Below are 24,360 nucleotides of genomic sequence, written 5' to 3'. Positions count from 1 at the left end.
CGATATAACCTTTAATAAAAAAACCACTCATTGAGTGGTTTTTTTATATCATTACTTTTTATACAAGCTTTTTCAACTGATATAAAAGTGAGAGTGCTTCTCGTGGTGTTAATTCGTCAGGGTCAAGCGTTTGGATTGATGTTTCAAGCTTTGATGGTCCATTGTTCAGAACCAATGTTTGCTGTGTGGGCACATTTAAATCGACGACACTCTGGTGATTTTCTAACATCGCGAGTTTTTGTTTGGCAACCTTAAGTACTTCTTTTGGCACTCCTGCAAGTCCAGCAACTTGTAAACCAAAACTTTTACTTGCTGCGCCTTCTAATACCGTATGTTTAAACGCAATGGTGTCGTTATGCTCGACTGCGTCAAGGTGGACATTGACTAGTCCACTTTGCTGATTGGCAAGTTCAGTGAGTTCAAAATAATGTGTTGCAAACAAGGTTTTGGCGCTAATTTTTCGAGCAAGATAATCTGCAGTTGCATAAGCCAGAGATAAGCCATCATAGGTGCTGGTGCCTCGGCCAATTTCATCCATTAATACTAATGATTGGTGTGATGCATTATTCAGTATTGTGGCAGTTTCGGTCATTTCAACCATAAAAGTAGAGCGGCCCGATGCCAAGTCATCACTGGCACCAATGCGGGTGAAAATACGATCTATTTGCCCGATAATCGCGTGGCTTGCAGGGACATAACTTCCAATATGCGCCATTAATACAATTAAGGCCGTTTGACGCATGTAGGTTGATTTACCACCCATGTTAGGGCCAGTTATAACTAGCATTTTACGTTGTTCACTGAGGTGTACTGGGTTGGCAATAAAGGGGTCTTTGCTGACTTGCTCGACAACGGGGTGGCGCCCTGCTTCAATGGAGATTTCATCTTCCTCAGTTAACTGTGGTTTGCAATAGTCAAGTGTTTGTGCCCTTTCCGCTAATGTATTTAACACATCTAAATCGGCCAGTGATGCAGCCATGATCTGTAATTGCTCCAAATAAGGGGCGATAAATTCAAATAATTGTTCATATAATTGCTTTTCTAAAGCAAGTGCTTTGCTTTGACTACCCAGCACTTTATCTTCGTGTTCTTTGAGCTCAGGGATGATGTAACGTTCATTATTTTTTAATGTTTGTCGGCGAATGTACTCAACAGGTACCAGATGTGAGTTGGCGCGACTTATCTCAATGTAGAACCCGTGAACTCGGTTATAGCCAATTTTTAATGTGCTGATCCCTGTGCGTGCACGTTCTCGTTCTTCTAATTGATCTAGAATATCAGTGGCACCTTGGCTTAATGCTCGCCATTCATCAAGGTCAGGGTTGTAGCCTGTTGCAATTACCCCTCCGTCTCGGATCAGTACAGGCGGGTTATCAATAATCGCGCGCTCTAAAAGGTCTTGTAATTTAGGTAAGGAAGGTGATTGTTCGCAAATCTGCGTAATACGGGGGTCATTACATTCCGAGAGTATGCTGTGGAGCGGCGCAATAGCCTGCAATGCGCTGCGCAATCGGGTTAAATCTCGGGGGCGCGCATTACATAGTGCCAACCGAGCAACGACACGTTCAACGTCACCAATTTGCTTTAAGGCATCATACACTTCGATACTAAGCTGTGCTTCAATTAAGCTTGAAATTGCAGATAATCTTGCATTGAGTTCCGGGCGGTTACGAATGGGCGTGTGAATTCGGCGTTTTAAAAGCCGTGAGCCCATTGGAGTTGATGTTTTATCAAGGACTTGTGCAAGTGTGTTGTCGATACTCCCTGACAGATTAACCGTTAACTCGAGATTTTTCCGAGTTGCAGCATCTAAAATAACCGCATGCTCATTTTTTTCTAGTGTAATCGCGCGAATGTGCGGCAGTGCTGTGCGTTGAGTATCTTTTATGTATTGCATGACACAACCAGCGGCAATTAGCCCTGAGTGTGCATTTTCAACACCAAAGCCAACTAGATCTTTGGTATTAAATTGTTGGCATAACAAGTGTTTGGCTGTGTCTAAGTCAAACTCCCACTCAGGGCGACGACGACAGCCTTTAATTGGCTCGATTAACAATAAATTTTGAAATGATTCAGGGTAGAGCAATTCAGCAGGTTGTAATCGTTGCAGTGTTGAACTGAGTGCTTCATCTGTCTTTAGCTCAACGATATTAAAACTGCCGGAATTTATATCTAAATATGCAAGGCCATAATGACCTTGTTTATTTTGCCAAATACTGGCGAGTAAATTGTCTTGGCGCTCTTGCAGTAGCGCCTCATCTGTCACGGTGCCAGGTGTTACAATGCGGACAACTTTACGTTCGACAGGACCTTTACTGGTCGCTGGGTCGCCAATTTGTTCACATAGTGCGACAGACTCTCCCATTTGTACCAAGCGGGCTAAATAGTTCTCAACTGCGTGATAAGGTACTCCCGCCATTGGAATTGGTGCGCCACCGGCTTTGCCACGATGAGTCTGAGAGATATCTAATAGCTGCGCAGCACGAATTGCATCATCGAAGAATAACTCATAGAAATCGCCCATGCGATAGAATAATAAGATATCTTGATGTTCTACTTTAATCCTAAGATATTGCTGCATCATAGGAGTTTGTTGTTTTATAGTATGTTCAGAATATAAATCTATCGACATGCATCTACCTAAAAGGGTGAATATGGAGCTACAACAAGAGATCACAACTCTCGCAGCACAATTGGGCGCTATTTTAACGGATAAACGTCAGACAATCACTACTGCTGAATCATGTACTGGAGGGGGAATTAGCTATGCGTTGACTGACACGCCAGGCAGCTCTGTTTATGTTGACCGTTGTTTTGTTACTTATAGCAACAGTGCGAAGCAGGAATTATTGGGTGTATCTGATCAGACGTTAGCTCAATATGGTGCTGTGAGTGAGCAAACGGTACAGGAAATGGCTTTTGGAGCAGCGACACAAGCAAATGCAGATGTTGCAGTGGCGGTTTCAGGGGTTGCAGGGCCTGGGGGAGGAAGTGAAGAAAAACCGGTTGGATTAGTTTGGTTTGGCGTGGTAATAAACGGGAAATTACAGAGCAAAAAACAAATTTTTTCAGGTAATAGAGCTCAGGTTAGGATGCAAGTTATTGCTTTTGCGCTGAATATTATAATAAATGAATTAAAGTAAAAAATATGCTTGATACTGTGATTCCATACAGTATACTTACTCGCATCACGCAAGATTGGAGAAGCAAATGAACGATAACAAACAAAAAGCGCTAGATGCTGCATTGTCACAAATTGAACGTCAATTTGGTAAAGGTTCGATTATGAAGTTGGGTGATAGCCAGGCTTTAGATATTGAAGCTATCTCAACAGGCTCACTTGGAATTGATATTGCGTTGGGTATAGGCGGTTTACCAACAGGGCGAATAGTGGAGATTTATGGTCCTGAGTCATCTGGTAAAACAACCCTAACATTGCAAGTTATCGCGGAAGCACAAAAGAAAGGCAAGACTTGTGCCTTTGTTGATGCTGAACATGCGCTTGATCCAGTCTACGCAGAGAAGTTAGGTGTAAATGTGGACGAACTACTCGTATCTCAACCTGATACTGGTGAACAGGCTTTAGAAATTTGCGATATGCTTGTACGCTCAGGTGCTGTTGATGTGGTAATTGTCGACTCCGTAGCAGCCTTAACGCCAAAAGCAGAAATTGAAGGCGATATGGGTGATCACCATGTTGGTTTACAAGCGCGTTTGATGTCTCAGGCTTTGCGTAAATTAACAGGTAATATTAAGCGCTCAAATACGTTATGTATTTTCATTAACCAAATACGTATGAAAATTGGTGTTATGTTCGGTAACCCTGAAACAACTACAGGTGGTAATGCGTTAAAGTTTTACTCTTCAGTACGTATTGATATTCGTCGTATTGGCTCAGTAAAAGATGGTGATGAGGTTGTTGGTAACGAAACTCGTGTGAAAGTTGTTAAAAACAAAGTGGCGCCACCTTTCAAACAAGCTGAGTTTATTATTATGTACGGCCAAGGTATTTCTAAGCATGGAGAGTTAATTGACCTTGGCGTTAAGCATAAGCTTGTCGAGAAGGCAGGTGCTTGGTATAGCTATAAAGGCAGCAAAGTTGGTCAGGGTAAATCTAACTCAATTAAATTTTTGAAAGAAAACCCAGAAATTGCGAATGAAATTGAGAATAAGTTACGTGAAATGTTATTGCTGCAAGCAACAATAACTCCTGAAGATGGTGAAGATCAAGGCCTAGCTGCGGCAGACGCCGAAGCATAAAAATCGCGAGCGATAACTAAAAACCCAGTAAATACTGGGTTTTTTTGTGGGTGAATAGCATCAAAGTGTTATTTAAATAACCTCAGATTTGGGCCAGGGTTTTGGAATAGAAAAGGCTTTGTAAACGAACTTACGTACAATTCAATGATGATATTTTGTTCAATATCAAGGCGCTTTTATGCAGTAATAGCGGGCTATTACAAATGAAAGCAACGCCGAGAGTGAGAAAAATAGCTTTATTGGGCAAATTCGCATATCCAGAGCTGAGGTTAAATAGTACAAGTGCAATCGTTGGTTAATAAAAAAGCGACAAAATTGCCGCTTGAAGTGGTTACTGATATAGGTATGTAATAAGACACCTATATCAGTGTTGGAAGATGTTTAATATTTAGAAGGCATATTTCGCGGAAAGTTGTAAACGGTTGATATCACCGTCTAAGCCACTTTGTGTTTCTCGAGTACCGACTTTATATTCAGCACCAAATGTGAGTTTTTTTACTGGAGAATAAAGGAGGTTTGCACTGTAGCTCATGCTCGATTCGGTCGGGTCGCCAGTGATTGTCAGTAAGCTTGTTTCATTGTCAGCAGAAAAGAACGAATATAAAAAAGTAGAACGTAATTGTGTATTCCAATGATGCTGATAACTAATGAAGCCAGAGGTTGAGTCAATGGCGTGTAAATTTGTGCCATCATACACCGCACCATTGGCAACGTTTAGCCCAACATACCGGCCAAGCCCCTTACCTTGTGTGATCATGAATTTGATATTGTTTTTACCTAAATTAACTCGACCGGATGCACTAACGCCGAGCGAAGTTTCACTTTCGTCAGCCTCGCCTATCTTGTAAGTAAGTTGGCGAGCTAGGGCACTGATAACAATATTTCCCCAATCTGCTTGATGGTTATACCTAGCTGTAAAATCGGGCATACTCGCATCATCGGTAACAACTCTTCCTTTGTCCGCAGTAGTGATGGTGCTTTCGGGGTTTTCTGCTGAAAAAGACCAATTACCGACCGAGTACTTCGCCATTGCTTGGCGTACGAATACAGTTCCTTCTCCTGGGCCGACAAAGTCGAGCGTTTCAGGTAATGCGCCCACATTTTGGAAGTTTGACCATGCTTGACCAAATAGCCAGCCTTTGTATGTTACGAAAGCTTGCCTTAAACGTGGTGAGTAGGAATTACTCACGCGTTCATTACCGCCAGTTGAAACAATAAAATCTAATTCGATTTTAGTTTTTATCTCACTCCCATCAGTAAGCTTTGTTGCTGTACCAAAGTTGAATCTAGATTGACGAGCATGCATATCGAATACGGCATCTTCAGAGTGTGTTGCTGACACGGGGGTTGTACCAGGCACGTAAAAATCTCTTCCTATGTGTGCACTAGGTAATGTGCCATCAGAAAAGTCACTCCATATGGCATCTAACTTTACATATCCGCCATAATTGACAGTGGTATCTCCAATGGCTGCCGCATAAACCGGTGCACTCAATGCACTAGAAACAGCGAACGCTGTAAGGGTTTTTATTGTTAAATTTTTTATTGTCATAATGATTGTTCCTTATAGCCACGCTGGTAGACAACGACGCTTAATATAGTAACGGTTCATCATCACTTTTGATGAACCATGCGCTTTACTCAATTATCTATTGGTCTATTAGACTAAGGTGGCAAGGTTGAGTTGAAGTGGATTATACCCATTTAAGGGACGATGGATATCATATAAAATTATGTGATTTATCAATATTGTCGTGTAATTCGCATTATTATGATGTTTGAAATAGTAAAACGTGTAGAGCGGTGAAGTTGTTAAAAAACTCACTTCATATACAACTAAGGTCTAATACTCTCCTGTGCGCTGCTGAGTGATCCTTGATGAAAGCCGTTTGGCAAGTAATTTACCTTGGAGATGACTATGTCACAGAGCATTTATCCTGTTCCTGAATCAATCAAGAACGCCGCACTTATTGATAATGATCAATACAATGAAATGTATCAGAAATCGATTGATGATCCGCAAAGTTTTTGGGCTGAGCATGGGCAGAGATTAGACTGGTCTAAACCCTATTCTAAAGTAAAGAACACCTCATTTGATAAGGGACATATTGCGATTAAATGGTTTGAAGATGGGGAATTAAATGCATCTTTCAATTGTATAGATCGTCATTTGGAAGATAAGGCTGATAAAATCGCCTTGATTTGGGAAGGTGACAATCCTGATGATGGTGAAAATATAACGTATCAGCAACTTCATGATGAAGTTGCTAAATTGGCAAATGGTTTGAAGAAGTTAGGCGTTGAAAAGGGTGACCGTGTCGCTATCTATATGCCTATGACACCTCAGGCTGTTTATGCAATGCAAGCATGTGCACGAGTTGGCGCGGTGCATTCTGTTGTATTTGGTGGTTTCTCTCCTTCTGCAATTGCTGACAGAATTAAAGATTCGGGCGCTAAGATTGTCATTACATCAGATGAAGGTCGTCGTGGTGGTAATGCAGTGCCACTTAAAGCCAACGTGGATGAAGCTGTTGCACAAGAAGGGGTGACAAGCGTCGAGCACGTGATCGTACATCAGCTTACAGCAGGTGAAGTTGAATGGCATGCACATGATGTGTGGTGGCATGATCTAGTGGCTGATCTGCCCGCTAGTTGTGAGCCAACTCCAATGAATGCAGAAGACCCTCTTTTTATACTTTACACATCTGGGTCAACAGGCCAGCCGAAAGGGGTTGTCCATACGACTGGAGGGTACTTGGTTTATTCTTCAATGACACATGAATACGTTTTTGATTTAAAAGAAGATGATGTTTACTGGTGTAGCGCTGATGTTGGTTGGATCACCGGACACAGTTACATTGCATATGGACCTTTGATTAATGGGTGTACACAGGTTGTGTTTGAGGGGGTGCCAACATATCCAACAGCAGGTCGTATGGGAGAAATTGTAGATAAACATAATGTGACAATTTTATATACAGCACCCACCGCGATCCGTGCGCTCATGGCCAAAGGAGATGAACCCACAGCCACTTCGCAGCGCTCCAGCTTGCGAGTTTTAGGTTCTGTAGGTGAGCCAATTAACCCTGAAGCATGGACTTGGTATTATGAAAGTATCGGTAACAGCCAGTGCCCAATTGTTGATACTTGGTGGCAAACCGAAACGGGTGGCATCATGATCACACCACTGCCTGGCGCGACAGATATGAAGCCAGGATCTGCAACTCGACCATTTTTCGGTATTGCACCTGCATTATTTGATGCGCAAGGTGATACGTTAGGTGGGGCAACGGATGGTAATTTAGTTATTTTAGACTCTTGGCCGTCGCAAGCTCGAACGGTTTATGGCGATCATGAGCGTTTTGAGCAAACCTATTTTTCGGCTTATCCGGGGGTTTATTTTACAGGTGATGGTTGCCGCCGCGATGAAGATGGTTACTACTGGATCACAGGACGTGTGGATGATGTGCTTAATGTATCTGGTCATCGCTTAGGAACTGCAGAAATAGAAAGTGCACTGGTAGCACATGAAGCTGTTGCTGAGGCCGCAGTTGTTGGCTATCCACATGAAATTAAAGGTCAGGGTATTTACGTTTATGTGACGCCAAATGAAGGAATAGAAATTAATGAGGCGTTAACCAAAGAGGTTAGAAATTGGGTGCGTAAGGAGTTAAGCCCTATCGCGTCGCCAGATATGATCCAATGGTCACCTGGGCTACCAAAAACACGTTCCGGTAAAATTATGCGCCGAATTTTACGGAAAATAGCAGCAAATGAATATCAACAGTTAGGGGATACGTCTACACTTGCTGATCCGAGTGTAGTAGAGGAACTCATCGAAAACAGGTTAAATCGTTAATAATGCGTTAAAAACTTGAATTTCATTGGATTCTAAACGTACTATATCGGCTGTCCTCTTTAAGGTGACAGCCGAATTTTTAGGAGTAAAACATGAATCAATTTTTAATCGCAGATGACCACCCCTTATTTCGGGAGGCTTTGAAAGGTGCGCTTCAAACTCAATTTGAAGGGTTGGAAGTTTTTGAATCTGAAAACTTTGAAACAACTTTATCGGTTCTTTCTGTGCAAGAGGAGCTAGATTTATTACTGCTAGATTTACATATGCCAGGCAGTGGTGATTTGTATGGTTTGATCCGAATTAGAGAAGATTACCCAAGCTTGCCTGTTGTGGTTATTTCAGGCAGTGAAGATTTGGCAATTATTTCTAAGGTAATGGGTTATGGCGCTATGGGGTTTATTCCTAAAGCATCATCTTCACAGGATATTGCCAGTGCGATAAAGCAAGTGCTGGAAGGAGACAGCTGGCTACCCGAGGCCATTAAAGACAAAGTTGCGGGTCTAAAAAGCGAAGAGCAAGAAGTGGCACAGCAGGTCGCCTCATTGACACCTCAACAATATAAAGTGCTACGATATTTACATGAAGGTTTATTGAATAAACAAATTGCTTTTGAATTACATATATCAGAGGCGACAGTGAAAGCGCATATAACGGCAATATTTCGAAAGTTAGGGGTATATAATCGTACTCAGGCTGTGCTCATTGCATCGAAATTGCAATTGGAACCAGTTGAAGCGTTAGCTTAATGCGAAATCAGGAATGAGCTCAGTATCACTCCTGCCATAATTAGTTAAAAACGACGGTTTTATTGCCGTTAATGAAAACTTTGTGTTCTGATGCTAATTGCAACGCTTTACAGAACACCGTTTTCTCAACATCTCTGCCCATTTTAGCCATGGCTTGTGCGGTATCTGCATGACTTACTTGTGTTACATTTTGCACAATAATTGGCCCTTCATCGAGTTCATCATTAACAAAGTGTGCTGTTGCACCGATTATTTTTACGCCGCGTTCAAATGCTTGGTGGTAAGGTTTCGCGCCAATAAAAGCCGGTAAAAATGAATGATGAATATTAATTATTTTTTTGTTAAAGCGTGCTACAAAATCGGGACTCAAGATGCGCATGTATTTGGCTAATCCAATAAGATCAGGGTGATAGCTCGCAACCAAATCACCAGTGACTTTATCATGTTGCTCTCTGGAGAGGCCGTCATGAGATACGCAATGAAATGGTACACCGAAGCCTTTAACGAGAGGTTCCAAATCTGGGTAGTTAGCAACAACCGCTAATATTTCAATATTTAACGCTTGCTCGAACTGTTTAAGCAGCGCACCTCCTAAGCAATGCGCTTCTTTGGTCGCGAGTAACACTAATTTGGTTTTTTCATTATTATGTAAAGCAACATCAGCGCCATTGGGTAGCTGTTGACGTAATTGATTTAGGAAGTTATCACTGGGTTGCCCTGTTAATTCAGTGCGCATAAAAAAGCGAGCCCCGGCTTTATCTACGAATTCGTTGTTACGCGTAATGTTTAGGTTGTGCTCAAAACATAAGTTGGTGATTTTGGCGATTAAGCCGACATCATCCGTACATTGTGTGGTTAATATATAATTCATCAATCCTCATTCCTATATGATGTGTGTGTATGTTTTTAAAATCAGCAAGCTAATATAACCTCAGCTCTGGATAAGCGAATTTGCCCAATAAAGCTATTTTTCTCACTCTCGGCGTTGCTTTCATTTGTAATAGCCCGCTATTACCGCATAAAAGCGCCTTGATATTGAACAAAATATCATCATTTGATTGTACGTAAGCTTGTTTACAAAACATTTTCTATTCCAAAACCCTTATCCAAACCTGAGGTTAATATAGAATAATTATTTCAACCAAAAAACCTTTCATTCACCTTTTATTCTATGTTTTGCGTCATGGATATCAGTCATTAACGACGATGGTTTAATAACGCTTTCAGTTTTGCAGGCTTAATCGGTTTTGACAAATAATGGATATTAAGCGCTTTGACTTGTGCTTTTAGCTCTACATCGCGCATTGCTGTAATTAATATTGCCGGTACACGGTGTTGCCAAATTTCCCGTAAAGTTTTAATAAGTGTAATACCGTCACATTCAACGCCCAGCTGGTAGTCCATTAATATCATGTCAGGTGCTTTATGCTCTTTTGCAAAAAGTAAAACGTCATTAACTTGCTCAAAGAGCTGGTAGTGAACTTGCCATTTCTTTAAGAGACTTGCCATCGCGGCTAGATTGTTAGGATCATCGTCTACTGCAATGACAGAGAATGGGTGCTGGTTACTATGATTATGTTGTAATAGTGAACCTAGTTCTTGGCGCTGAGGTGAGAGTAATTCATCGCCATAGGGCACTTCAATGCTAAAACGGCTTCCAGTACCAGGAATTGAGTGAACTTGAAGGGTAATACAAAGTAGATCACATAGTCGCTTTACCACACCAAGTCCCAATCCTACTCCTTTATTATCGTGGTTTTGTATTCGATAAAAATCATTAAAAATTTTGTTAAGTTCCAATTTATTTATGCCTGGGCCTGTATCCCAGACTTCTAATCGCAGGCTATGTTTACGAGAGCGACAAGCAATCAATACTTTGCCTGAAGCGGTATATTTAACTGCATTAGAGACTAGGTTTTGAATAATTCGGCGTAAATAAGTGGTGTCGCTATGTACAATATGATGTGCGCTGTGTACTTTGAGCTGTAAACCTTTTTCTTTGGATAGCATGGCATATTCATTTGCAAGCGGCGTGAGAATATCTCCAATATCAAAGTGTCTTGGAGAGGGTTTCATCGCACCTTGTTCCAGCTTAGCAATATCAAGCAAGGCAGACATTAGGTGGACTGTAGAATCTAGGCTGTCTCCGAGTTTATTAAAGTTTCCTTGATCGTGGGGTGTTAAGGTGTGCGCATTTATGGCTGCTAGATAGAGTCTTGCAGCATTGAGGGGCTGCAAAATATCATGACTGGCAAGTGCTAGAAAGCGGGTTTTACTATCATTTGCACGTTCGGCTTCTTTTTTTGCGCCCATCAGCGCATGCTCGGTTTCTATCCGGCTGGCAATTTGTGCTTCTAAATCAGTATTGATTGTTCTGATCTCTTGGGTGCGTGCTTCAATTCTATTTTCGAGATCCATATTGATTTCTTCTAACGCATTTTGGGTGGCTATGTGCATTGTGATATCAGAAAAGCTGGTAACAAATCCGCCTTCTGGTAACGGATTACCAATCATCTCATATACTTGGCCATCTTGGCGGTGACGGATGAAGTGATGTGAAGTCCCATTGCGCAAGTGTTGAACTCGTTTCTCTACTTGGCGCTCTATTTCACCTGGGCCACATTCTCCGCGTTTGGCATTAAATCGGATAACTTGCTCAATCGGTAGCCCAACCTCTAGAAAGCTTTCAGGATAATCAAACATTTCACTATAGCGTTTATTCCAAGCAACGAGTTTGAGTTCTTTGTCTACTACGGAAATACCGTGGCTGAGATTTTCTAGTGAGGTGAAGAGCAGATTTTGGTTAAACTGTAAAGCTTGCGTCGTCTCGTCAAAGAAATTGACCACTTCTTCGAATGCCATTTGCTTTCCTGAAGCGACGGTGTGTATGAGTGCTTGTGCTGATGATGCACCCAGTACACCGGTTAGCGAACGTTCACAATACGCGATAAATTCGGGAGGGGGATGGGCATTGTTATCATCAATATCATGACTAAGCATGTAATGGCTTAGCAGTTGGTTTGAACGTTGGACACCTAGAAAGGTTTGTAATAGTACTTTAAAATCATAGATGGTCGCTTTGACATTTTTATTTAAGCGTTTAGCCAGTGTGGCTTGTTCTTTTGGATTAACAAATGCTGCAGCTTGAATTTTATCGATTAAACGTTCATGCGCAGCTAAAGAAAAGCTCACGTAGCAAAAAATGTTTGCAAATAGAGCGATAAGTGTCCCCTGAGTGATAACACTTTGACGAAAGTCATAACTCATTACTGCACCAGCATCCAGTACTGGCAACATTAAAAATAATACCCAGCAAATGAATCCAGCAAATAAACCTGCGTAGACACCATAAGCATGACCTTTACGCCAATACAAACCGAAAATAATAGCGGGTAGTAATTGAGTCACTAAGGAAAAGGCAACGAGTCCCATACTGGCAAGTGCTTCTCCATGGCCAAACCACTGTTGGTACAAATAGGCAAGCAGCAAGATAGCTGCGATGATAAATCGGCGAATAAGTAGAATTTGTGACTTATAGTTTTTGGTTAGCGTATTGAGCTTAAATTTACGTTTTAATAGAAGTGGTAAAACGACGTCATTGGACAGCATGGTACTGAGTGTCAGTGTTGCAACAACAATCATGGCTGTTGCCGCAGATAAGCCACCAATGAATACAAAGGTGGTAATAATGGGATGTCCTTGCATTAAAGGAAGTGCCAATACGAAACTATCAGCAGCGACGCCTACGCCTATTTGAGGGTGTATGGCGGCTGTTGCGATGGGAATGATCATGGCAGCTGTAAGCATAAGGTATAAAGGGAATGCCCAACGAGCAGTATGTAAATGACGACGATCTTGGTTGTCAACGACGGTGACGTGGAATTGACGGGGCAAACAAATAATGGCAGCCGCGGCCATCAAAGTTTGACCGATGAAGTTAAAATTCACCAAATCAAAGTTTTGCCAATGTATCAACAAAGAGGAAAGTGTATTGGGTTGTTTGTATAATGTGACAAACGCCAATACTGCGACAGCCGCCAATGCAATGAGTTTGATTAAAGATTCAAACGCGACTGCCAGCATTAAACCAGAGCGATATTCTGTGACATCAACCTTTCGCGTTCCAAAAAATATTGCAAATAAGGCCATAATTAAGGTGCCACTTAACGCTAGAATTGTGCCAGAGATTTTTTCACCTTGCTGTAACAATAAAAAACTACTGCTGAGTGCCTTTAATTGTAAGGCTATGTAGGGGATCGTCGCTAATAAAGCAATGAGGGTTACGAGTACGGCAGTGCTTTGGCGTTTGCCGTAGCGAGCGGAAATGAAGTCAGCAATTGTGGTAATATTTTGTTTTTTGCTCACCAACACCAGCTTTCGCAAAAAACCGTGGGCGAATAAAAATAATAATGCAGGGCCCAACAAAATGGGTAAATAATGCCAACTACTAGCTGCGGCAGTACCTACCGAACCGTAATAAGTCCATGAAGTACAATAAATTCCTAATGATAGCGCATATACAAATGGGTGGTGGCTAATCTTTAATGCACGCGGAGTCGTTTTATCACCCCAGTTTGCAATCCAAAATAGGGCACCTATGTAGCAAAGTGCTACCAATGTTAAAGCTGCTGTCATGGCTATTCTTATTCTATGAAGGTATTTTTAGCTTATCACATAAGCAAATTATGTCTGCAATCTCATTCACGACAACTATATTTAACTTTTTGTTTTATAAGGCTATGTGGCATTTTAGGACGATATTTTAGACTAATGTCTTATAACCAATGTTGTGATTAGTTCATCAATGTGATTTTTTCGTCATTCATTGTAAGTTTATGTTATTTATTAACTTTATTAATAGATAAAGCTGATTGCCTTACAGTTTACGTAAACGTAAGGCTTGCGTTACGACTAAGGTCTCAATTTCATATTGCAGTGACGTTGCTAAGGTAAATAGTGACAATTAACACCAATACAGCCTGGCTGTGAAGAAGTGAAAGGGGATACAAATGGCTTTTAAAGACGAAGAACAAGCAAAAGCATACTGGTCAGAAAACCTCGCGCTAATGTTTAAGTTATTGGCAATCTGGTTTGTAGTGTCATTTGGTTTTGGCATCTTACTGGTTGACGTACTAAATGAAGTCCGTTTTTTTGGGTTTAAATTGGGTTTTTGGTTTTCACAACAGGGCGCTATTTACACCTTTGTCGCTCTGATTTTTGTCTACGTATTCAAAATGAATTCGCTTGATAAAAAGTATGGCGTAGACGAATAGGAGCAAGAAGATGGACGTACAAAATCTCACATTTATTATTGTCGGTTTGAGCTTTGCGCTTTATATCGGTATTGCAATTTGGGCTCGTGCAGGCTCAACGAATGAATTTTATGTGGCGGGCGGAGGCGTGCCACCATTTGCCAATGGTATGGCAACTGCTGCGGACTGGATGAGTGCAGCATCATTTATTTCCATGGCTGGGATCATTTCTTTTGCTGGATATGATGGTGGGGTATATCTAATGGGCTGGACGGGGGGTTATGTGTTGTTAGCCTTGTGTTTGGCACCTTATTTGAGAAAGTTTGGCAAGTTCACTGTACCAGACTTCATCGGTGACCGTTATTACTCACAAGTAGCACGAATTGTCGCTATTCTATGTGCTATCTTTATTTGCTTTACGTATATCGCAGGGCAAATGAGAGGTGTCGGCGTCGTGTTTTCAAGATTCTTAGAAGTTGATATTGAAACCGGCGTTTATATCGGTATGGTCATTGTGTTCTTTTATGCGGTACTAGGGGGTATGAAGGGGATCACTTACACGCAGGTTGCACAATATTGCGTATTGGTATTCGCATATTTGGTACCCGCAATTTTTATCTCTTTGATGATGACTGGACATTTCCTACCACAAACAGGGTTTGGAGCAACATTGGCTGATGGCTCCGGTATGTATGTATTAGATAAGCTCGATGGACTAAGTGCTGAATTGGGGTTTGCACAATATACTGAAGGTTCCAAAAGTATGATAGATGTATTCGCTATTACAGCTGCTTTAATGGTTGGTACAGCGGGTTTACCTCATGTTATTGTTCGATTTTTTACGGTTCCAAGAGTGAAAGATACGCGTATTTCAGCTGCTTGGACATTGGTTTTTATCGCCATTGTTTATACGACGGCACCTGCTGTTGCATCATTCGCTCGAGTAAATATGGTTGATACCATTAATGGCAAAGATGGTAGTGGCACGCTGTATAGCGAAGCTCCTGCATGGGTAAAAAACTGGGAAAGGACCGGCTTAATCACGTTTGAAGATAAAAATGGTGATGGAAAAATGTCTTATTCTGCGGGTAAAGTTAGCGATCCAAATAGTGCCAATGAGGTAAAAATTGACCGTGACATTATGGTATTGGCAAACCCTGAAATAGCAGACTTACCAGCATGGGTTATTGCGTTAGTGGCGGCAGGTGGCATTGCGGCAGCGTTATCGACGACAGCTGGTTTGTTATTGGTTATCTCTACGTCGGTATCTCATGACTTATTGAAACGAACACTCAAGCCTGATATCAGTGATAAACAAGAATTACTCGCTGCACGGCTCGCGGCCATGGTTGCTATTGTGATTTCAGCATACTTTGGTATTAATCCCCCTGGATTTGTCGCATCCGTGGTTGCCTTTGCATTTGGCCTCGCGGCAGCGAGTTTTTTCCCTGCTATTATCATGGGGATTTTTTCTAAACGTATGAATAAAGAGGGTGCTATTGCAGGTATGGTGTCAGGGATCACCTTCACAGCAGCTTATATCATCTATTTCAAATTTGTCAGCCCTGAATTAAATACACCGGCAAATTGGCTGTTCGGTATTTCACCTGAAGGGATTGGCATTGTTGGAATGGCCGTTAACTTCTTAATTGCTGCAGTAGTATTGAAATTGACCGCTGACACGCCAAAAGAAGTGCAAGATATGGTGGAGAGCATCCGCAATCCAAAAGGATCTCTCGCGGCGCATGTACATTAAAGAGTAAAAAAGCCGTTGGCTCAGAGTCTCTTCTGGGCCAACAATTTTTAGTAAAGTGAAGCGTATATACGCATAAGTATTTTCCTGAAAATTGTTTATAAAGGAATGAAATATGGCGGCACAAGTACAGGATGTTGTGGAATTTAGTCATAAACAAATGCCGTTTAGTCATTTACCTCATGGTGCAACATCCTATTTTGCTCGTCATTTGCAAGTTGTATATTTAACCCGAGAAAATCAAATGCAATGGCTACAGACTGGGGGGGTCAATTTATATTTAGTCCGTTCTGGTGTGTTTGATTTGGTCTCTATACACGGTGATACCATTGCACGCTTAACTGAAGGTGATTACTTTGGTTTTCCTTCATTATTGACTGGCGATAAAATACAAAGCCATTTACAGGTTGTTACTGCGGGTTTACTTTATGTATTAGATCAGCAAAGTTTTGATTATTTACGCAGAGAGTATAGGGGATTTGAACAACATTTTGTGAGAGCTCATGCCAACCGGTTGCTCAGTTCTCAATATAAAACACGTGACCAAAGCTGGTCTGAGCGTAAAATCAGTGAACTCATGTCATCGAATATTATTACCGCTAGTGCTCAAGTGAGTATCACAGAAGCAGCCATGAAAATGCGTCACTATGGGGTATCATCGTTAGTTATTACTGATGAAAATACGTTACTTGGGATCGTAACGGATCGAGATTTACGTAATCGTGTTTTAGCTTCAGACATTGCGCCGAGCACGTCAATCCAATCGGTCATGACTAAAAACCCAAAATCTATTTTCGAGAATAACCGAGCATTTTCAGCCTTACATTTAATGCTTAAACATAATATTCATCACCTCCCAGTACTAGATGAAGCGTATAAGCCGTTAGGTGTTATCACCAGTACAGATCTATTGCGTCAACAAAAGAGTGATCCAGTACAACTTATTGGGAAAATTTACAAAGCAAGCAGTGTGGCGGAAGTGAAGCGTTATTCAAGTGACATTCCGGAGTTACTAAAGCAGTTTTCAAACAATATTGAAGATATTTCGGTTATTGGAAAATTGTTGAGCGGATTAACCGATGCATTAACCGCTCGATTAGTGCATTTATATCAATTAGAATACGGCCAAGCGCCTTGCGCGTTTAGCTGGATTTGCTTTGGCTCACAAGCTAGAGAGGAGCAAACACTGCACTCAGATCAAGACAATGGCATCTTGTTGGATGCAAACATCACAGCGAAACAGCGAGTGTACTTTGCACATTTGGGGGCAACGGTATGCGAGCAGTTAGTTGAGTGCGGGATCAAACGTTGTCCCGGCAATATAATGGCCAGCAATGAAGCCTGTAGAGGCACAGTTACACAATGGCAAAGCCGGTTTGTTACTTGGATTAAGGAGCCGACTCCTAAAGCGATGCTTAATTGTAAAATCTATTTTGATCTACGCCTGATTGATGGATCAAAGTCGCTTTATCAAGATTTATGCGCTGCATTAGATATGATCCGTAGAGATGAGTTGTTTTTTGCAGCTATGGCTACAGACATTAATACGAATTCAGTCCCTATTGGGTTATTTCACCAATTTAAACTAGAAAAAGGGAACACCCAACATAAGCATCTCGATCTAAAGCGACGTGGCATTGTGATCATTAATGATCTTGTCCGCCTTTATGCGTTAAATGTTGGCATTTATAAAGCAAACACGTTGGAGCGATTGGATGCTTTATTAAAATTTGACGTATTGAGTAGTAACGATGTGTATGACCTGAAAGACTGTTGGCGTTACCTGACACAACTTCGCTTGAAAACTCAGATAAAACGGGAAGGGCTGCCGAGTAATTGCATTGATCCAAAGACTTTAACGTCATTGGAGAAGCATCAGTTAAAAGAAGCTTTTCACTTAGTGCGACATGCACAGCAAGCGAGTGCATTCAAATTTGCTAGGGCGAGCTTGTGATGGGGCTGTATCCCTGGTTGCTGAGGTACTTGAGAGAGTATAAGTTAAAGCAGAGTTATTTTGATCAGCAAAAATACGTAATTATTGATTTAGAATTAACGGGGTTAATCCCTGGTGAGCATGAAATTGTTTCAGCTGCATGGTTAAATATGCGTGCCTCTAAAATTGATTTATGCACTGCAGGTTATATGTTGAACAAAGAAGTGCAAGATTTGTCGCAGAGTACGATTTATCATGGTATTGATGATGACGCTTTGCTGGAAGGGAGCAGTTTAAGAGGACTTATAGCGTCTTTGGCGACAGCAATTAATGGTCACGTATTAGTGTGTCATAATGCTGTACTTGATTGGGGGTTCATTCAACGAGTCGCATCAGTGTATCAATATCGAATTACGCCTAAAGCGATTATTGATACGATGAAGATAGAAAAGCGACGTTTGTTAGCACAAGGAAGACCATTAACTCAGGATAGTTTGACATTATCTGCATGTCGTGCCCGTTATGGCCTGCCCGAATATAAACAACACGATGCATTATGTGATGCATTGGCAACTGCAGAACTACTGTTAGCCCAATATTCGGCTATCAGCATGGGTCGCCGAGAAAAACTGAGTATAATTATTTAAAAATATTGCCATTTCCCTTAGACATTTTTCCTTGGTCGATTACAATAGCGCCATCTCAAAAGGGAACATCCCTATCATCTATGCTAAAGGCTGGATTTTCAATTCAATGGCAATCAAACTGGCTATAAATGGTTTTGGTCGTATAGGACGTAATATTGTACGCGCCCTGTATGAATCTGCTCGTCAACACGAGATCCAAATCGTTGCGATAAATGAGCTGGCGGATCCCAAAGGGGTTGCGCACCTACTTAAATACGACACGTCGCATGGTCGCTTTGCCTTTGAGGTGGAATATGAGGCCCCATATTTGAACGTTGCTGGAGATCATATTCAGTTGTTTTCAGAGCCAGACCCTGGAAATTTGCCTTGGCAAGCATTAGATGTTGACGTGGTATTGGAATGCACTGGTGTATTTCATTCACGACAAGATGCAAACGTTCATTTAAAAGCGGGTGCAAAGAAAGTACTTTTTTCTCAACCAGCAGATGCCGATGTTGATGCGACCATTGTTTATGGCATTAATGATGATGAGTTATTAGAAACAGACAATATTGTTTCGAATGGCTCATGCACAACCAATTGTATTGTACCCGTGATAAAAGTGTTAGATGATGCTTTTAGTATCGAGTCAGGCGCAATAACAACGATTCATGCATCAATGCATGACCAACAAGTGATTGATGCCTATCATAGCGATTTACGACGGACACGAGCTGCGAGCCAATCAATTATTCCCGTTGATACAAAACTCGCGCGGGGTATTGAGCGTATACTTCCTAAATTTCATGGACGTTTTGAAGCAATTGCGGTGCGTGTCCCGACGATAAATGTAACCGCAATGGATTTAAGTGTGACGTTAAACCAAGATGTGGAGTTATCTTCCATTAATCAAGTGCTAGAAACCGCATCCAGTGGCCGCCTTGATGGAATTTTAAGCTACACCGAGGAACCATTGGTCTCAGTAGATTTTAATCATGATCCGCATTCTTGTATTATTGATGGCACACAAACACGTGTTAGTCATAAACGACTCGTAAAATTATTAGTGTGGTGTGATAACGAGTGGGGGTTTGCTAACCGTATGCTCGACACTGCTGTAGCCATGATGGTTGCCAAATAAAGAGTTCATATTCATAAGTATCGTTTAGTAAGGAGATGTTAATGTCAGTCATTAAAATGACGGATTTAGATTTAAGCGGCAAGCGCGTTTTAATTCGTGAAGATTTAAATGTGCCTGTTAAAGGAGGTAAAGTGACCTCTGATGCACGGATCCGCGCATCTTTACCCACTATAAAATTAGCGTTACAGCAAGGTGCTAAAGTAATGGTTATGTCTCATTTAGGGCGTCCAACTGAAGGTGAGTATGATGAGCAATATTCATTACAACCAGTTGTTGATTATCTAAACGATGCACTTGAGCAACCAGTGCGTTTAGAGAAAGATTATTTAAACGGCGTAGAAGTAAGTGAAAACGAAGTTGTTGTATTTGAAAATGTTCGTTTTAATGTTGGCGAGAAAAAAGACGATGAAACGCTTGCTAAGCAATTAGCAGCATTGTGTGATGTGTATGTTATGGATGCGTTTGGTACAGCACATCGTGCTCAAGCATCAACACATGGCGTAGGCTTATTTGCCGAAACAGCATGTGCAGGCCCGCTTTTAGCCAATGAACTAGAAGCGTTAGGAAAAGCACTTGATAACCCTGCGCGTCCTTTAGTTGCCATTGTAGGTGGCTCTAAAGTCTCTACAAAATTAACTGTGCTAGATTCGCTTTCTACGGTCGTTGACCAGCTGGTCGCTGGTGGTGGAATTGCAAATACGTTTATCGCAGCTGCTGGAAACCCGGTGGGTAAATCTTTGTATGAAGCTGATTTAATTGCTGAGGCTAATAAGCTTACTGCAGCTGCAAAGTTGAACAATGGTGAGATCCCAGTACCAACTGATGTTGTCGTTGGCAGCGAATTTTCTGAGTCAGCAGTTGCAACAATAAAAGATGTTGCTGATGTGACTGAGGAAGACATGATATTCGATATTGGTCCAGATACAGCGAACACGTTAGCAAAAATTATAGAAAAAGCGGGTACAGTGGTTTGGAATGGCCCTGTTGGCGTATTTGAATTTGATCAATTTGGAAATGGCACAGAGGCAATTGCAAATGCCATAGCAAAGTCTAATGCATTTTCAATAGCCGGTGGTGGAGACACGCTGGCAGCCATTGATAAATATGGTGTAGCAGATAATATCTCTTATATCTCAACTGGTGGTGGTGCCTTTTTAGAGTTTTTAGAAGGGAAAAAATTACCAGCAGTAGCTATGCTTGAGAAAAGGGCAAACGCTTAATATGAATTTTGGCCAGCGATTGCTGGCCTAATTATTTACTAAATATCGCTCTCACATTTGATATTTGGTACTTAAATATTGTCTGAAACAGACAATGTGATGTAAATCACACACAAATTATCCCGTTCAAACTAGATGATAATGACTGTCATCGACTATTGGAGAAAGCAATATGGCTTTAATCAGTATGCGTCAATTACTTGATCATGCAGCAGAGTATGGTTATGGCGTTCCTGCCTTCAACGTAAACAACCAAGAGCAAATGCGCGCCATTATGGAAGCAGCAGACAAGACAAATAGTCCTGTTATTGTTCAAGGTTCAGCTGGTGCACGCGCTTATGCTGGTGCACCATTTATTCGTCATATGATCCTTGCGGCCGTTGAAGAGTGGCCTCACATTCCAGTAGTAATGCATCAGGATCATGGGACATCACCTGGAATTTGTCAGCGCTCAATTCAACTTGGTTTTTCATCTGTGATGATGGATGGCTCTTTGCTTGAGGATGGTAAAACGCCTTCAAGTTACGAGTATAATGTAGATGTTACGCGTCGCACAGTTGATATGGCACACGCATGTGGTGTTTCGGTGGAAGGTGAACTAGGCGTGCTTGGTTCATTGGAGACCGGTGAAGCTGGTGAAGAAGATGGTATTGGTGCAGTTGGCAAGTTAAGCTTAGATCAGTTACTAACAGATCCTGAGGAAGCAGCTGATTTTGTAAGTAAAACAGGGGTTGATGCGCTTGCAATTGCTTGTGGTACATCTCATGGCGCTTATAAATTTACACGTCCGCCGACAGGGGACATATTAGCGATTAACAGAATCAAAGATATCCATTCACGGATCCCTAATACACACCTTGTAATGCATGGTTCTTCTTCAGTTCCCCAAGATTGGTTAGCCGTGATCAATGAGCATGGTGGCCAAATTCCTGAAACGTATGGTGTGCCAGTAGAGCAGATCATCGAAGGGATTAAGCACGGTGTGCGTAAAGTGAATATTGATACCGATTTACGTTTAGCTTCAACGGGGGCAATTCGCCGTCATTTAGCAGAGAACCCTGCTAACTTTGACCCACGTAAATACTTAGCTGAAGCAACGAAAGCAATGACCGCAATTTGTGTTGACCGCTATGAAGCATTTGGTACAGCAGGAAATGCAGCTAAGATCAAACCAATTTCATTAGACGATATGCACTTGAAGTACTTATCGGGTGAACTTGATCAACAGATCAAATAATAACTAACACACCTGAATAAATTAAAGCTCCGAATACGGGGCTTTTTTTTGGATCATTATTTTATTAACTTTCTTTATTCACAAGTAAACTCATAACATATTGATAAAAAATAATAATTTATTCTCAGAGCCTCAATTAGAGCAAGTTGATGTTAAGATCATGTTGGGATCACGATTGTACTAACGATATCCAATGTAGATCAAGATTGTACTAATTGATCACGGTTTAATGCCTATTTCACTTGGTTTACGCCGTGTTAGTCATTATGTTTATACTGTTTGATCTAACTAAAGTGGTGTAAAGCTAGTAAAAAACTGATCCCAAACAGGATCGCGTTAGTAAGATTTTGATCCTGATAAGTTGGGTTGATATAAATTTGATCTGTTCCTAATCGCTGACTTGATCTATTTAGAATTACAGCTAATTTTTAATTTAGACGATAATTATATGAGCATCGTATGGACTCGGTGTTTTCCTCTTACAATTATGAGGCTGCGCTAATATGAAAACCAAATTATTACTCTCTCTTTTTACACTCTGCTTGCTTGTAATATCTGATGTTACGCTAGCGAATGAAGTTAAAGTCTATGGTCGAGTTCACGCCGGTTTACAGTTTAGCGATACGGGCGATGAAGATGAAACATCGATTAAAAGCTATGCGTCGAGGATGGGCCTTAAGGGTAAAGCGAAGATAAATGAGGGTGTTGATGTTTTCTTTAAATATGAATTCGAAGTTAATCCAGTAGATAACGATAAAGATGGTAAAGATGGTGATAACATCACCGCCCGATCGCAATATGTTGGGTTAAAAGGTAGCTACGGGGAAGTACTTGTTGGACGAAATGACACTCCAGTGAAAAAGTCGCAAGGAAAAGTTGATTTAATGAATGATTTTACCTCTGACAATAAGGCACTATTTGCAGGGGATAACCGCCTGGGAGATACGATTCAATATACCTCTCCATCACTTAACCATATGAAGTTTGTGGTTAGCTATATTGCGGAAGATAACAGTAAACAAGATGGAGAAACAGGGGTATCTATTGCGGGCGTGTACGGTGATAGTAAATTGAAAAAAACACCTGTTTACGCCAGTGTTGCTAGGGATTCAAAAGTTGCAGGACGCGACATTACACGGGTTGTATTGCAAGGAAAGCTAGGCGATGTGACATTAGGTGGCTTATACCAGCAAAGTGAAAAAGTGGATAGTGATGATTCTGTTGATAGCTTTGTTGTCAGTGCCGCGTATAAACTCCCGAATAGTTATAAATTATTAGCTCAATATCAAGACACCGATGGTGCTGAAGGTAAATTGAAAGATTCTGGAAACTCGACGTCGTTAGGTGTTGAGAAAAAGCTATCTAAACAAGCGCGTATGTATTTATGGTATTCCAAATTTGATCTTGATAACTCAGCAGATCAAGATCATATGGCGTTAACATTACGTTATGATTTTTAAAAAAACTTCCTAAAAAATGACATGATATAGTCATAATACCTTGTTAAAAAAATCGCTTAGCGCAAATAGTTAAGCGATTTTTTAGCAGGTTTTGTAGATCCACGTTACACTTTCATAAAACTGTCACACTTAGTCATAATAATGAAAACATCTTCGGTAATGAAAGAGAATATTGGGAATGTCACGTAAAGTACTTGTAGTTGATGATGAAGCACCTATCAGGGAGATGCTGGTATTTGTGCTGGAACAAAACGGGTTTCAAGCGATTGAAGCAGAAGATTACGATTCAGCAATTACGGCGATGGTCGAACCATACCCAGATATGGTGCTGTTGGATTGGATGTTACCCGGTGGCAGTGGGATTCAAATCGCGAAAAAGTTTAAGCAAAGTGAATATACGCGTCAGATACCAATTATTATGCTAACTGCGCGTGGTGAAGAAGAAGACAAAGTAAAAGGCTTAGAGGTTGGCGCTGATGATTACGTCACGAAACCTTTTTCTCCAAAAGAATTGATGGCGAGGATCAAAGCAGTGATCCGTAGAGTATCGCCGACTTCTTTAGAGGAGGCCATCGAAGTTCATGGTCTGCGCCTTGATCCTATATCACACCGTGTAACGTCGGCTGGTAGTGAGTTAGATATGGGACCGACCGAGTTTCGTTTATTACACTTCTTTATGACACACCCAGAGCGAGTATATAGCCGAGAGCAATTACTTGATCATGTCTGGGGTACTAATGTCTATGTTGAAGATCGTACTGTTGATGTACATATCCGTCGTCTACGTAAAGCGATAGCACCTCTGGGTCATGATAGATTAGTACAAACTGTGCGCGGTGCCGGCTATCGGTTTTCAAGTAAACTGTAGCGGCA

17 protein-coding genes are annotated in these 24,360 nt (G+C 41.3%); 13 read left to right on the top strand and 4 right to left on the bottom strand.

What is annotated here, in order from left to right; all coding sequences use genetic code 11:
- Positions 1-58: 58 nt before the first annotated feature.
- Positions 59-2,632 (bottom strand): DNA mismatch repair protein MutS, encoded by a 2,574-nt coding sequence (gene mutS / locus PAUR_RS15470; RefSeq protein ID WP_192508661.1) that lies wholly within the window; start codon positions 2,630-2,632, stop codon positions 59-61.
- Between the two features lie 22 nt (positions 2,633-2,654).
- Between mutS and PAUR_RS15465 the strand changes: the two genes are divergently transcribed.
- Positions 2,655-3,143 (top strand): CinA family protein, encoded by a 489-nt coding sequence (locus tag PAUR_RS15465; RefSeq protein ID WP_192508660.1) that lies wholly within the window; start codon positions 2,655-2,657, stop codon positions 3,141-3,143.
- 67 nt (positions 3,144-3,210) lie between these two features.
- Entirely contained in the window at positions 3,211-4,260 is a 1,050-nt protein-coding gene (gene recA, locus PAUR_RS15460) for a recombinase RecA (protein ID WP_192508659.1), read from the top strand.
- Between the two features lie 388 nt (positions 4,261-4,648).
- On the opposite strand, the gene PAUR_RS15455 is transcribed toward recA, so the two are convergent.
- A complete protein-coding gene (locus PAUR_RS15455; RefSeq protein WP_192508658.1) occupies positions 4,649-5,812 on the bottom strand; it encodes a DcaP family trimeric outer membrane transporter in 1,164 nt (387 codons plus the stop codon).
- Positions 5,813-6,178: 366 nt separating this feature from the next.
- On the opposite strand from PAUR_RS15455, the gene acs reads away from it, so the two are divergent.
- The gene (gene acs / locus PAUR_RS15450) at positions 6,179-8,119 is read left to right on the top strand and encodes an acetate--CoA ligase (protein ID WP_192508657.1); all 1,941 of its coding nucleotides are present in this window, start codon (positions 6,179-6,181) and stop codon (positions 8,117-8,119) included.
- 92 nt (positions 8,120-8,211) lie between these two features.
- Positions 8,212-8,865 carry a response regulator transcription factor gene (locus PAUR_RS15445; RefSeq protein WP_192508656.1) on the top strand — a complete coding sequence of 218 codons (654 nt, stop codon included), beginning with the start codon at positions 8,212-8,214 and terminating at the stop codon, positions 8,863-8,865.
- A gap of 40 nt (positions 8,866-8,905) precedes the next feature.
- Here PAUR_RS15445 and purU read toward each other — a convergent pair whose 3' ends face one another.
- Together purU and PAUR_RS15435 are read right to left on the bottom strand one after the other, a co-directional pair.
- Complete coding sequence (gene purU, locus PAUR_RS15440) at positions 8,906-9,736, bottom strand: formyltetrahydrofolate deformylase (protein ID WP_192508655.1); 831 nt, start codon at positions 9,734-9,736, stop codon at positions 8,906-8,908.
- Between the two features lie 326 nt (positions 9,737-10,062).
- On the bottom strand, positions 10,063-13,500 hold the full coding sequence (locus PAUR_RS15435) for a PAS domain-containing hybrid sensor histidine kinase/response regulator (RefSeq protein WP_192508654.1): 3,438 nt from the start codon (positions 13,498-13,500) through the stop codon (positions 10,063-10,065).
- Positions 13,501-13,874: 374 nt separating this feature from the next.
- On the opposite strand from PAUR_RS15435, the gene PAUR_RS15430 reads away from it, so the two are divergent.
- From PAUR_RS15430 to phoB, 9 genes are all read left to right on the top strand, one after another.
- Positions 13,875-14,138: a DUF4212 domain-containing protein gene (locus PAUR_RS15430; protein WP_010362403.1), complete on the top strand. Its 264-nt coding sequence runs from the start codon at positions 13,875-13,877 to the stop codon at positions 14,136-14,138.
- Positions 14,139-14,148: 10 nt separating this feature from the next.
- Positions 14,149-15,873 (top strand): sodium:solute symporter family protein, encoded by a 1,725-nt coding sequence (locus PAUR_RS15425; RefSeq protein WP_192508653.1) that lies wholly within the window; start codon positions 14,149-14,151, stop codon positions 15,871-15,873.
- Between the two features lie 112 nt (positions 15,874-15,985).
- On the top strand, positions 15,986-17,824 hold the full coding sequence (locus tag PAUR_RS15420) for a DUF294 nucleotidyltransferase-like domain-containing protein (protein WP_192508652.1): 1,839 nt from the start codon (positions 15,986-15,988) through the stop codon (positions 17,822-17,824).
- Positions 17,824-18,450: a 3'-5' exonuclease gene (locus PAUR_RS15415; RefSeq protein ID WP_192508965.1), complete on the top strand. Its 627-nt coding sequence runs from the start codon at positions 17,824-17,826 to the stop codon at positions 18,448-18,450. The genes PAUR_RS15420 and PAUR_RS15415 overlap by 1 nt, the downstream gene beginning before the upstream one ends.
- 106 nt (positions 18,451-18,556) lie before the next feature.
- A complete protein-coding gene (epd, locus tag PAUR_RS15410; RefSeq protein ID WP_192508651.1) occupies positions 18,557-19,570 on the top strand; it encodes an erythrose-4-phosphate dehydrogenase in 1,014 nt (337 codons plus the stop codon).
- Positions 19,571-19,611: 41 nt separating this feature from the next.
- A complete protein-coding gene (locus PAUR_RS15405; RefSeq protein ID WP_192508650.1) occupies positions 19,612-20,790 on the top strand; it encodes a phosphoglycerate kinase in 1,179 nt (392 codons plus the stop codon).
- Between the two features lie 172 nt (positions 20,791-20,962).
- Positions 20,963-22,027, top strand: coding sequence for a class II fructose-bisphosphate aldolase (fba, locus tag PAUR_RS15400; RefSeq protein WP_192508649.1), 1,065 nt, complete (start codon positions 20,963-20,965; stop codon positions 22,025-22,027).
- 503 nt (positions 22,028-22,530) lie between these two features.
- Positions 22,531-23,487, top strand: coding sequence for a porin (locus PAUR_RS15395; RefSeq protein WP_192508648.1), 957 nt, complete (start codon positions 22,531-22,533; stop codon positions 23,485-23,487).
- 178 nt (positions 23,488-23,665) lie between these two features.
- The gene (gene phoB / locus PAUR_RS15390; protein WP_010362411.1) at positions 23,666-24,355 is read left to right on the top strand and encodes a phosphate regulon transcriptional regulator PhoB; all 690 of its coding nucleotides are present in this window, start codon (positions 23,666-23,668) and stop codon (positions 24,353-24,355) included.
- The last annotated feature ends 5 nt before the right edge of the window (positions 24,356-24,360 follow it).

Origin of the sequence: Pseudoalteromonas aurantia 208 (assembly GCF_014858725.1) — a bacterium.
GTDB lineage: Bacteria > Pseudomonadota > Gammaproteobacteria > Enterobacterales > Alteromonadaceae > Pseudoalteromonas > Pseudoalteromonas aurantia.
Note: the sequence above shows the minus strand (reverse complement) of the source record. Positions and strands in the feature narration are given on the sequence as shown.

Coding starts and splice junctions, on each gene's coding strand:
- PAUR_RS15420 (WP_192508652.1), top strand. CDS start 15,986: ATGGCGGCACAAGTACAGGATGTTGTGGAATTTAGTCATAAACAAATG.
- epd (WP_192508651.1), top strand. CDS start 18,557: ATGGCAATCAAACTGGCTATAAATGGTTTTGGTCGTATAGGACGTAAT.
- fba (WP_192508649.1), top strand. CDS start 20,963: ATGGCTTTAATCAGTATGCGTCAATTACTTGATCATGCAGCAGAGTAT.
- recA (WP_192508659.1), top strand. CDS start 3,211: ATGAACGATAACAAACAAAAAGCGCTAGATGCTGCATTGTCACAAATT.
- PAUR_RS15425 (WP_192508653.1), top strand. CDS start 14,149: ATGGACGTACAAAATCTCACATTTATTATTGTCGGTTTGAGCTTTGCG.
- PAUR_RS15455 (WP_192508658.1), bottom strand. CDS start 5,812: ATGACAATAAAAAATTTAACAATAAAAACCCTTACAGCGTTCGCTGTT.
- PAUR_RS15430 (WP_010362403.1), top strand. CDS start 13,875: ATGGCTTTTAAAGACGAAGAACAAGCAAAAGCATACTGGTCAGAAAAC.
- PAUR_RS15395 (WP_192508648.1), top strand. CDS start 22,531: ATGAAAACCAAATTATTACTCTCTCTTTTTACACTCTGCTTGCTTGTA.
- PAUR_RS15405 (WP_192508650.1), top strand. CDS start 19,612: ATGTCAGTCATTAAAATGACGGATTTAGATTTAAGCGGCAAGCGCGTT.
- phoB (WP_010362411.1), top strand. CDS start 23,666: ATGTCACGTAAAGTACTTGTAGTTGATGATGAAGCACCTATCAGGGAG.
- purU (WP_192508655.1), bottom strand. CDS start 9,736: ATGAATTATATATTAACCACACAATGTACGGATGATGTCGGCTTAATC.
- mutS (WP_192508661.1), bottom strand. CDS start 2,632: ATGTCGATAGATTTATATTCTGAACATACTATAAAACAACAAACTCCT.
- acs (WP_192508657.1), top strand. CDS start 6,179: ATGTCACAGAGCATTTATCCTGTTCCTGAATCAATCAAGAACGCCGCA.
- PAUR_RS15465 (WP_192508660.1), top strand. CDS start 2,655: ATGGAGCTACAACAAGAGATCACAACTCTCGCAGCACAATTGGGCGCT.
- PAUR_RS15415 (WP_192508965.1), top strand. CDS start 17,824: ATGGGGCTGTATCCCTGGTTGCTGAGGTACTTGAGAGAGTATAAGTTA.
- PAUR_RS15435 (WP_192508654.1), bottom strand. CDS start 13,500: ATGACAGCAGCTTTAACATTGGTAGCACTTTGCTACATAGGTGCCCTA.
- PAUR_RS15445 (WP_192508656.1), top strand. CDS start 8,212: ATGAATCAATTTTTAATCGCAGATGACCACCCCTTATTTCGGGAGGCT.